The 10,868-nt window shown below is 63.0% G+C and carries 7 protein-coding genes; 1 reads left to right on the top strand and 6 read right to left on the bottom strand.

The window, feature by feature from the left end; genetic code table 11:
* Genes CO667_RS11230 through CO667_RS11215 form a run of 4 tightly spaced genes read right to left on the bottom strand, consistent with a single transcriptional unit; the run spans nt 1 to nt 4,231 of the window.
* On the bottom strand, nt 1-1,017 hold the full coding sequence (locus CO667_RS11230; protein ID WP_097618447.1) for a formamidase: 1,017 nt from the start codon (nt 1,015-1,017) through the stop codon (nt 1-3).
* A 12-nt stretch (nt 1,018-1,029) separates the two neighbouring features.
* Nucleotides 1,030-1,956, bottom strand: a complete 927-nt coding sequence (locus tag CO667_RS11225; protein ID WP_097618446.1) for an ABC transporter permease — start codon at nt 1,954-1,956, stop codon at nt 1,030-1,032.
* Complete coding sequence (locus CO667_RS11220; RefSeq protein WP_097618445.1) at nt 1,956-3,083, bottom strand: ABC transporter permease; 1,128 nt, start codon at nt 3,081-3,083, stop codon at nt 1,956-1,958. The genes CO667_RS11225 and CO667_RS11220 overlap by 1 nt, the downstream gene beginning before the upstream one ends.
* Before the next feature lie 20 nt (nt 3,084-3,103).
* Nucleotides 3,104-4,231 (bottom strand): BMP family ABC transporter substrate-binding protein, encoded by a 1,128-nt coding sequence (locus tag CO667_RS11215; RefSeq protein WP_097618444.1) that lies wholly within the window; start codon nt 4,229-4,231, stop codon nt 3,104-3,106.
* A 337-nt stretch (nt 4,232-4,568) separates the two neighbouring features.
* On the opposite strand from CO667_RS11215, the gene CO667_RS11205 reads away from it, so the two are divergent.
* Nucleotides 4,569-5,243, top strand: coding sequence for a GntR family transcriptional regulator (locus CO667_RS11205; protein WP_097618443.1), 675 nt, complete (start codon nt 4,569-4,571; stop codon nt 5,241-5,243).
* A gap of 269 nt (nt 5,244-5,512) precedes the next feature.
* Here CO667_RS11205 and atzF read toward each other — a convergent pair whose 3' ends face one another.
* Nucleotides 5,513-7,324: an allophanate hydrolase gene (gene atzF, locus CO667_RS11200; protein WP_097618442.1), complete on the bottom strand. Its 1,812-nt coding sequence runs from the start codon at nt 7,322-7,324 to the stop codon at nt 5,513-5,515.
* A 3-nt stretch (nt 7,325-7,327) separates the two neighbouring features.
* Nucleotides 7,328-10,867, bottom strand: a complete 3,540-nt coding sequence (uca, locus tag CO667_RS11195; RefSeq protein WP_097618441.1) for an urea carboxylase — start codon at nt 10,865-10,867, stop codon at nt 7,328-7,330.
* Nucleotide 10,868: the final 1 nt, after the last annotated feature.

Below are 10,868 nucleotides of genomic sequence, written 5' to 3'. Positions count from 1 at the left end.
CTATTCCGCGGCAGGTTTGAGGGGTTCGCCGTAACGGCGCATCGGCTTGTCAAATCCGCAGGACGTGCCATCCTTGACCTTTATCTCGTCTTCCCACGGCAGGCGGTATTTGCCGGCGACAAGGTCGTGCATGTAGGTGTAGGGCGCATCCTGGGCGCCGCCGGCAACGGCGACATAGCCGCGATGACCGAACTGGTAGATATTGTTCTCTACACCCCAGCCGAGCCGGGCCTCGCGCACGAGATCAGGACGCACCGCGGCGGTGATGATCTCGTTGACGCGGCCGGAGGTGCCGTGGGCGATGATCGTGCCGTCGAAATTGCAGATCATGCCTTCACCCATGGAATCGAAGGTGCCGTCCGAGCCGCACATGCAAACGTTGGCCGTGACCATCAGGTTGCAGAAGGCGTTGGCCTGGTTGGTAAAACGCCAGGCATCGCGGATCGGCGCCGTGTAGCCGGCGGTGCGGATCATGATTTCGGCGCCCTTGTAGGCGCATTCGCGCGTCATCTCCGGGAACATGCCGTCATGGCAGATGATCAGCGCGAGCTTGGCGCCCCGCGGGCCCTCGATGACAGGGATGCCAAGGTCGCCGGGCTCCCAGGGCTCGACGGGGATCCAGGGATGCATCTTGCGGTAATAGAGCTTCAACTCGCCCTGATCGTCGATGACGATGCCGGAATTGTAGGGCATGCCGCCGGGATTGAGCTCCATGATCGAGAAGCAGCCCCAGATCCGGTTGTCCCTGCAGGCCTGCTTGAAGGCTGCGACCTCCGGCCCGTCGAGCGTGCACATGATCTCCGGATTGATGTCCATGGAAAGGCCATGCAGCGCGTATTCGGGAAAGACGACGAGGTCCATGCCCGGCTGATTGCGCCGCGCTTTGGCCACCAGATCGACAATCATCTGCGTCTGCTTTGCCAGGTCCTCTTTGGTGACGGTCACCGGCAGCTGGAGCTGCACCAGGCCGATACCGACGCCGTGTTCGGATTTGTTGAGACCGCCAAGTCCGTTCATCGGAAGGCTCCGTTATTTCGTGAGCGACAGCGCACCCGGCGCACCGGCGAGCGAGCGGGTGGGCGAGGAGGTGGCGATCAGGATGATGAGGGTGAGCACGTACGGCGCGGCGTAAAAAAGGTAGTAGCCTTGTGTGACGCCGACCGATTGCAGCGCCGGGCCGAGCGCGCCGGCGCCGCCGAAAAGCAGGGCAGCGAGAAAGCAGCCGATCGGATTCCAGCGAGCGAAAATGACGAGAGCCACCGCCATCAGGCCCTGACCCGAAGAGATGCCTTCGTTCCACGAGCCCGGATAGTAGAGCGAGAGATAGGCGCCGCCGATTGCCGCCAGCGAACCGCCCACTGCCGTTGCCAGCAACCGAACCCGGTCCGGGTGGATGCCCATGGCCCGGGCCGCGTCGGTGCTGTCGCCGACGACGCGCAGGATCAGGCCGATGCGGGTGTTCTTGAAGGCCCAGAACAGGAAGAGGGCAAGAGCCGCGCCGATGAAGAACAGCACGTTGATATTGAGCGCCGCCTGGACCTGCGGAGTGCTCGACCAGCCGCCGAGCGGGATCGAGGGCAGTTTCGGCGCTACCGGTTGGATGAAGGATTTGCCGAGGAAGAACGCCATGCCGAGACCGAACTGCATCATGGCGATGCCGATGGCGATGTCGTTGACCTTGGGGAATTTGCAGATCCAGCCGTGGATGAGGCCGAAGATCGCGCCCGCCACCATTGCGGCGAGCACGCCGAGGGTCGGCGAGCCGGTCATGACGGCCACCGCATAGGCCGTCATGGCGCCGAAGACCAGCGTGCCTTCGAGGCCGAGATTGATGCGGCCGGAGCGTTCGGTGATCGTCTCGCCGAGGCTGACGAAGATGAAGGGGGTGGAAACGCGGATGGCGCCGGCGAAGATCGCCAGCGGCACGCCCCAGATGCCGATGCCTGTCTCTTCCATCAGAGGCTCCCTTTCCAGAGGTCGGGATTGAAGATCTTGAAGCGGCCGTAGAAGGTCTCGCAGAAGAGAATGACGATGAAGAGCGTCCCCTGCAGCACCAGAACCGTCGCATCCGGCAGGCCCATACGCCGCTGGATGAGGCCGCCCGAGGCGTCGATGCCGCCGAGCAGGATCGCCACCGGAATGATCGCCAGCGGATTGTGCCTGGCGAGGAAGGCGACGAGGATACCGGTATAACCGTAGCCGGCGGCAAGCGAGGCGTTGGCACTTCCCTGCACCGCCGCCACTTCGATCATGCCCGCCAGACCGGCAAAGCTGCCGGCAAGCGCCGTAAATCCCGCAATCAGCTTGCCGACCGGCAGCCCCTGGATCTGGGCGGCGCGCACGTTGCCGCCGGCGATGCGGGCGGCAAAACCATAGCTCGTCGCCTCGATCACGATCCAGGAGAGCATGCAGGCGAGGATACCGATGACGAGGCCCCAATGCACGTCCATGCCTGGAATATTGCCGAGCATATATTCCGCCGGCAGCGGCCTGGTCGACGGCTTGTTGAGGCTTGCCGGATCGCGTAGCAGCCCTTCGACGAACTGGTTCATCAGGGCGATGGCGATATAGGAGAGCAGCAGCGACGAAATGGTTTCATTGACGCCGCGATAATGGCGCAGGAAGCCGGCAAGGCCGATCCAGATGCCGCCGACCACCATGGCAGCGATTGCCATCAGAATGAGGGTGAGGAAAACAGGCGCGGTGCCGGCGAGCGGCAGAGCCATGGCTGCGGCGGCAACGCCGCCCAGCACGACCGCTCCTTCCCCGCCGATGATGACGAGGCCGAGACGGGCGGGCAGGGCGACGCAGAGTGCCGTCAGGAGAAGGGGTGCGGCACGACTTAAGCTGTTCTGCACCGAGAACCAGCTGCCGAAGCCGCCGGTATACATCAGTAGGAAGAGGGTGGCCGGCGACTTGCCGACCGCCAGGATGAAGAGGGAGAAGAGCGCAAGACCGATCAGGATGGCCGCAAGGCCGATGACAACAGGCTCGGCTCGCCGCGCGATCCATTCGAGGACGGGGCGCAGCGAAGCTGGTTTTTCCACGATGGCTATTGCGGGATCATTGGCCTCAATGGTCATGGCGCTTCTCCCTTCGTGGTTTACGCTGTGGACCCGACCACGCCCTCGACCAGATAATTCATGCTCTCAAGCTCGATCGCGTCTTCGGCGTAGCTCTTGTCGGCAGCAACGACCGTGTCGCCCTTATTGTCCTTCAACGGACCCTTGAAGACCGAGAAGCCGCCCTTCATCATCTCTGCCTGCGTGGTTTCGAAGGCCTTGCGGCCCTCCGCGGACACGGCGGGGCCGAGCGCGCTCATCTTCACGAAGCCGTCCTTCAGGCCGCCACGCACGAAGTTGCCGAGCTTTTCGCCGGCCTGCGCCTTCTTGACGAAGTCGCTGTAGACGTTACCCCAGGCCCATTCGGCGCCGGTGAGGTACTTTTCGGGAGCAAGCGGGCTCTGGTTGGCGTGATAGCCGCAGACGAAGGCGCCGCGGCCAGCAGCCGTTTCGACGACCACTTTGGGGCTGTCGACGTGGCAGGTGATGACGTCGGCGCCCTGGTCGACCAGCGCATTGGTGGCCTCGGCCTCCTTGACGGCGAGCGACCATTCGCCGGTGAAGATCACCTGGCAGGTGATACCAGGATCGACCGTGCGTGCGCCGAGCAGGAAGGCATTGATATTCTGCAGAACCTGCGGGATCGGCTTGGCGGCGACGAAGCCGATCTTCTTGCTCTTCGTCGCATGGCCGGCGGCGATGCCGTTCAGATACTGGCCCTGGAAGATATAGCCGAAGTAGGAGCCCGTATTGGCCGGGTTCTTGCCTTCCTGCCAGAGGCCGCCGCAATGGCGGAACTGGATGTCGGGATGTTTAGCGGCCACGGCCAGCATGTGTGGGTCGAAGTAGCCGAACGAGGTCGGAAAGAGCAGGGTCGCGCCATCCAGGTTGATCATGGATTCCATCGTCTTCTGGACGTCGACGGTCTCCGGCACGTTCTCTTCTTCGACCAGTGTCACACCAGGCATCGCCTTGATGACGGCCGCACCTTCAGCATGCGCCTGGTTGTAGCCGTAGTCGTCCTTGGGGCCGACATAGATGAAGCCGACGGTCAGCGCGGATTGGGCTGCTGCAGAGGAGCCGATCAGGCCGGGCATGGCGCCGGCGAGCGCACCGGCAGCGGAAGCCTGGAGGAAATTGCGGCGGTTCATGGAAAGGAGTTTGGTCATCGGAATGCTCCTTGCGGCGCTGGGCCGGTTGCGAACGGTACAGAAAAGTGCATGCAATGCATGTGCCATAAACTAATCTATTGTTTTTTATAGTTTATCCATCACGGCAAGATTTGCTTGTTGCAAAGTGCATGCAGATTGATCGAATCCTTGCGCAAAAAGTAATCAATAGATATTTCTTGTTCATTGTTACTGCGCGGCTTGCATAAAGGCGGCTTGCCTGAGGTGCTTGTGCATCAGAAAGCGAAAATTTAACAATATCTTCGCCACTAGATTTGACTTAACGAGTCTCGACCCGCATCTGTATGCAGAATGTTGACGTGAGCAGATTCATATCGTGAAGCAGACTAGGCGCAGAGAAGTGATCCGTACCGGAACCACCGTCGAACAGATGGTGCGAGCGATTGCCGACATGATCGTCACGGGTGAAATCCTGCCGGGTGCGAAGCTGGACGAGGTATCGCTCGCGGTTCGTTTCGACGTTTCGCGCACGCCGGTACGCGAGGCTCTGCGTGAGCTGGGCGCCATGGGATTGATTGCGCGCGAGCCAAACCGCAGTGCCCTCGTTACCAACGTCACCGAGGCCTATCTGCATTCGATGTTCGAGGCGATGGCGGAGCTTGAAGCAATCTGCGCCCGGCTCGCGGCTGAGCGCATGACGGTCGATGAGCGGCGCGCGCTGGAGTTGGCGCATCTGGCATCAGTAAGGCTCGTGCGTGCCGGCGCGGAAGAGGAATATTCGGCTCACAACACCGAATTCCATACCCGACTTTATCGCGGCGCGCATAATGATCATGTCTTCGAGATGGTGACGCAGACGCGGGCGCGGCTCGCGCCTTTTCGGCGGGCGCAGTTCCGTCTGCCCGGGCGTCTGGCAAAATCTTATGAGGAGCACGGCCGGATCGTGACCGCGATCATGCGTGCGGATGCCGCGGCTGCGGGGCAGGCGGCATATTCTCATGTGGAAATTGTCAGCGATGCCAGCGCGGTATTTGCAGCGGCCGGAGAGTAACGAGGACACGGCGCCAAAAATCAGGCGCCGCTAGAGCGGTTCAGCTTTTAACGGAAGCTAGAACCGCTCTATCCCTTTGTTTTTACGCAATTCCGGACGAAAAAGCGCGCGCCGCCCCGGTACGGCCTCGTCACGTGATCCTGCGGCGAAGGGTTTGACCGATGGTCAATCACCTTCTTGCGCGACCGAACCGGCGGGCGTCGCTTCGTGCTTCAAGGCCCGCAAGTATCGCCAGGAGGATCTTTTTGAGATGATACTTCATACTCATTTCATTTCGGGATTCTTTGATCCGTGACGTAGGCGCGCCAGCCTCCCAATTCAGTGATTTCACGCGCGCCTTCGATTGCATGAGCCTCGCAGAGAAAACCTGAAATTTGGGAACCGTCATCGAGCGTTACCTTGCCTATCCCGAGCGGCGCCGGGATGTTCTGGACAAAGCGCCCGAAAGCTTCCGCGGGGACTTTCCAAACCTCAACTTCGAGGCCTTTGCCGTCAAAGCCGGGCTCTCGGATCAGGCCTGGCTTCGGCGGGACTGTATCGGGCAGAACGAAAAGGCGGTAATCCGGTGCAGTACGGCAGGATTTGATGCGCCTGCCGCCCGGTCGGGTCAGTTCGTGGTTGAGAGGCATGCCAGTAAGATGCGCCCCAACGACGACGATCGGCACCAAGCCGTCATCGGCCTGCGGCACGCGGCTTGCTTCGGGTATTGCCGCCAGACGGTCCTTGCCCATTCCTGCATTCAAGGTGCGATGCATGGCGTCGGCGAAGGGAGCAAGGGCGTCATCGGCAAAGGCGGAGCCGATTAGAGTGATACCGGCCGGGAGATGACCGTCGGCGTCGAAGCCAGCCGGGACGGCGATCGCCGCGCAATCGAGCAGATTGACGAAGTTGGTGTACCGGCCGAAATGGCCGTTTTTCACAATCGGATCCGCCATCATTTCTTCGACTGTATAAGTGGTCGGCGAGGTCGGCAGCAGAAGCACGTCGGCCTTTTCCCATTCGGCCTCGGTCTTGCGGCGCAGTTCCTCCAGCCGGTAGCGGCCGTTGAACGCCTCGACCGCGGTCTTGCCCTTGGCGCCTTCGATGATCACCCGCACCGTCGGGTCGAAATCAGCTGAGTTCGTGGCAAGGAAGGTCTCGACCGCCGCCAGACGCTCGGCGACCCACGGCCCGTCATAGAGAAGGGCGGCGGCCTCGCGGAATGGCGCGTAATCGAACGGCACGATGGTCGCGCCGAGCCCTCTGGCCCGCTCGATCGCCTGGTCGTAGAGCGCCTCCACCTCCTTGTCGCCGAAGAATTCCCGCTCCGCTCCGTCGAGCACACCGATGCGCAGACCGGAGGCGGGCAAGCTGGCGGGAACCGCCTTGCGCGAAAACGGATCGGCGGCATCGAAGCCCTCCATCACCTTGCGGATTGCGACGCCGTCGCCGACCGTTGGGGCAAAGACGGTGACGACGTCGACGCTGCGGCAGGCAGGCACAACCCCGACATTGGGCACCAGTCCGGGTGTCGGTTTGATGCCGACGAGATTGTTGAAAGCCGCCGGCACGCGACCAGAGCCGGCCGTGTCCGTGCCGAGCGCGAAGCTGGCCAAGCCCGAGGCGACAGCAATCGCCGAGCCGGAGCTCGAGCCGCCCGACACATAGTTCTTGTCGAAGACCGAGCGCGGTGCTCCGTAGGGTGAGCGTGTACCGTTGAGACCGGTCGCAAACTGGTCGAGATTGGTCTTTCCGATGACGATTGCGCCTGCAGCCCGCAGTCTCGCAACGACAGTTGCGTCCTTCTCTGGGTGGTAGGAAAAGGCAGGGCAGGCAGCCGTCGTCGGCAGGCCCGCCACGTCGATATTGTCCTTGACGGCGAAGGGAATGCCCCAAAGCGGCAAGCTATTCGGTTCCGGTGCGCGCATCATCAAGGCGCGCACTTCGGCCCGCAATATGTCGTCAGGTGTCGGCGTGATGAAGATAGCGGGATCCGTCGAGGCGGCCCGACGGGCAATGACGATCTCGATGATGTCGAGCGGGCTTTTGCCTGCCTCATAGGCTTCGCTAAGGCTGGTCAGATCAAGAATGGTCGGCAGCATGGGTCAGCACTCCTCCAGAACAACAATGATATCGCCCGCTTTGACGTTTCTCCCCGGCCCGACGCGCAGGTCGCGGACGCGGCCTGCCGCATAGGCGGTGACATTGATTTCCATTTTCATCGATTCGATGATGGCGAGTGTATCCCCGGCCGCAACCGGGGCGCCCGGCTCGACCAGCAATTTCCAGATATTGCCGGGCACGGCGCTGGCAACCCCGAAGCAGCCGTCGGGAATATCCCCGTCCGGACTGTCGCCCGTGCCTTCGTCGGTGACGAAGCTGTCGAGTCCGGCTTCCTTCCAGCGCTGGCGCTCGGCCTCGAAGGCGGCCTGCTGCATCGTCTTGAAACGGCCGATCGATGCCGCGTTCGCCTGCAACTCCTTCTCATAGGCGGCATAGGAGAATTCCGTCTCCTCGATCCGGATGGGATAGCCGCCATGCGGGAAGGCGGCGCGCGCCTCCGTCAGCTCCTGATTGCTGACGGGGAAGAAACGGATCTGGTCGAAGAAGTTGAGCAGCCAGGGTTTTCCCCTGGCAAAGGCCGGTGTCTCCCGCCAGGTGTTCCAGACCTGGATGGTGCGACCGAAGAGCTGATAGCCGCCCGGTCCCTCCATGCCGTAGATGCACATATAGGCGCCGCCGATGCCGACGGCGTTCTCCGGCGTCCAGGTACGGGCGGGATTGTATTTCGTCGTCACCAGGCGATGGCGTGGATCCGTCGGGGTCGCAACCGGTGCACCGAGATAGACGTCGCCGAGACCCAGCACGAGGTAGCTTGCATCAAAGACGATATCGCGGACGGCCTGTTCGTCGGGAAGACCGTTGATGCGACGGATGAACTCGATGTTATCGGGGCACCAGGGTGCATTCGGACGCACGAGCTCCTGATATTTGCGCATGGCAAGCTCCGCATCCGGATCGTTCCAGGAGAGCGGCAGATGCACGATGCGGCTCGGCACCGTAACCTCCTGGGCTGCCGGGAGCGTCGCCTCGATCTCGGAGAGCAGCCCCAGCAAGCGCCGGCGCGTCAGCTGCGTGCCGTCATAGTGGATCTGCAGCGTGCGGATGCCGGGAGTGAGGTCGACGATGCCGGGAAGGCGGGCGTCGACGACTGCCTGCATCAGCAGATGCACCCGCAGCCGCAGCGCGATATCGAGCGTCATCGGCCCATATTCGACGAGCAGATTGTCGTCGCCCTGGCGGCGATAGACGACCGAGACCGGACCGTCCTCGCTGATGCCGACGATCGGCGAACCCGTCTCCTCCGCGACCCGCCGCACCGCCGGCCCGGCGATCGGGTCTTCCGGCCGTGCCACGGCATGGAAACGGATGCGGTCGCCGGGCTTGAACTGGCCCATCTTCCACTGCTCGTCGCGGGCAATCACCGCCGGGCAGACGAAGCCGCCAAGGCTCGGACCATCCGGACCGAGAATGATCGGCATGTCGCCGGTGAAATCGATCGCTCCGATCGCATAGGCATTGTCGTGCAGGTTGGAGGGGTGCAGCCCCGCTTCGCCGCCATCCCTACGCGCCCATTGCGGGGCGGGACCGATGAGGCGAACGCCGGTGCGGGCGCTGTTGAAATGCACCTCATAAGCTGTCGAAAACAGCGTCTCGATATCGCCATCCTCGAAGAAGTCGGGCGCGCCATGCGGGCCATAGACGACGCCGACTTCCCATTCGCGCGTCAAGGCGGCGGGGTCCGTCGCGGGCCTTATCGGTTCGGCCGGTGTCTGGCGGGCAAAATGCAGCACATGCCCTGTCTTCAGCGTGCCGGTGGCGTTGCCGCCGAACTGGCCGAGGCCGAAGGTCGCCCGCGAGCCCAGCACGACGGGCGCGGCAAAACCGCCGGCGACGGCGAGATAGGCGCGCTGCCCCGCCCCTTCGATCGTTCCGATCGACAAAACCTGACCGGAGCGGATCAACACCGGCGTGTCGTGCGGCAACCTTGTGCCGTCGCATGTCATCGTCATGCAGGCACCGGCAAGGGCGATCGTCTGATCGGCATAAAACCGCAGCGTCGGGCCGGAAACCGTCAGCTCCAGCGCAGCCGTCACATCGGCATTGCCGACGAGGCGGTTGGCATGGCGGAAGGAGCGCTCGTCCATCGGCCCGCTCGGCGGCACGCCGACATGCCAGAGGCCGAGCCGGCCTGGCAGTTCCTGGATGCTCGACTGCGCGCCGGGCGTGAGAATCTCGACGACATCGGGAACGAAGGCGAAGTCGCGCAGCGCCGTCGTCGCCACCTTGGCGCCGGCAAGCAGTTCGGAAGCGGCGATGGTTCTGAGATAATCGAGATTGGTCTCGATGCCCGATATCGATGTCGCCGCAAGCGCTGGCTTCAGCTTCTCGATCGCCGCTGGCCGGTCTTCCGCCGCCACGATCAGCTTGGCGAGCATCGGGTCATAGAAGGGCGTCACCTCGGTTCCGGTCTCGATCCAGCCGTCGACGCGGGCGTTGTCCGGGAATACGACCTCGGTCAGCAGGCCGGCACTCGGGCGGAAGTCGGCATGCGGCATCTCGGCATAGATGCGCATTTCGATCGCCGCACCTTTCGGCGTCAGGGCTTCAGCGCCCGAGAGCACGTCTTCGCCTGCCGCCTGCCGGATCATCCATTCGACGAGATCGATACCGAAGACGGCTTCCGTAACGGGATGTTCGACTTGAAGCCGGGTATTGACCTCGAGGAAATAGAATTCCTCGCGCTGGGGATCGTAGATGAATTCGACGGTGCCGGCCGATTCATAGGAGACCGAGCGTCCCAGATCGACCGCTGCCTTGTGCAGCCGCGCCCTTGTCTCCGCGGAAAGGCCAGGCGCAGGCGTCTCCTCGACGACCTTCTGGTTTCGCCGCTGCAGCGAGCAGTCGCGTTCGCCGAGCGCGATCACTCTGCCTTTGCCGTCGCCAAAAATCTGCACCTCGACATGACGCGCTTCGGCAACGAAACGCTCGATATAGACGCGCGCGTCGCCGAAGCTGGCGCGGGCGGTTCGCTGCACGCTTTCGAACGAGGCCGTGAGGCCTGCCGCATCGGCGCAGAGCTGCATGCCGATGCCGCCGCCGCCGGCTGTGCTCTTGAGCATGACGGGATAACCAACGGTCTCGGCCGCCGAAAGTGCCTCCTCGACGCTCTGCAAGAGGTCAGTGCCGGGCAGCAGCGGCACGCCGCTCGCTTTCGCCAGTTCGCGCGCCGTGTGCTTCAGGCCGAAGGCCGACAGATGCTCCGGGCGCGGGCCGATGAAGGCGATACCTTCGGCGGCGAGCCGCTCGGCAAAACCGATATTTTCCGAGAGGAAGCCATAGCCCGGATGCACGGCCTCAGCCCCCGTCGCCTTGCAGGCGGCGATGACGGCATCGACGTCGAGATAGCTCTCGGCGGCAGGCGCCGGGCCGAGGCGCACGGCCTCGTCGGCGGTCAGCGCCGGCTTCGAAAACCGATCGGCATCGGAATAGACGGCGACCGAGGCGATGCCCATCTTCTTCAATGTACGGATGACCCGGACAGCGATTTCGCCGCGATTGGCGATAAGGACCTTGGTGAACATC

Source organism: Rhizobium sp. L43, assembly GCF_002531725.1.
Taxonomy (GTDB): Bacteria; Pseudomonadota; Alphaproteobacteria; order Rhizobiales; family Rhizobiaceae; genus Rhizobium.
The sequence above is the reverse complement of the archived record's forward strand: the minus strand, read 5'-3'. Positions and strand labels throughout refer to the sequence as shown.

What these genes read in the sequence shown, in the direction of transcription:
- CO667_RS11230 (WP_097618447.1), bottom strand. Translation starts at nt 1,017, where the DNA reads ATGAACGGACTTGGCGGTCTCAACAAATCCGAACACGGCGTCGGTATC.
- CO667_RS11225 (WP_097618446.1), bottom strand. Translation starts at nt 1,956, where the DNA reads ATGGAAGAGACAGGCATCGGCATCTGGGGCGTGCCGCTGGCGATCTTC.
- CO667_RS11220 (WP_097618445.1), bottom strand. Translation starts at nt 3,083, where the DNA reads ATGACCATTGAGGCCAATGATCCCGCAATAGCCATCGTGGAAAAACCA.
- CO667_RS11215 (WP_097618444.1), bottom strand. Translation starts at nt 4,231, where the DNA reads ATGACCAAACTCCTTTCCATGAACCGCCGCAATTTCCTCCAGGCTTCC.
- atzF (WP_097618442.1), bottom strand. Translation starts at nt 7,324, where the DNA reads ATGCTGCCGACCATTCTTGATCTGACCAGCCTTAGCGAAGCCTATGAG.
- uca (WP_097618441.1), bottom strand. Translation starts at nt 10,867, where the DNA reads ATGTTCACCAAGGTCCTTATCGCCAATCGCGGCGAAATCGCTGTCCGG.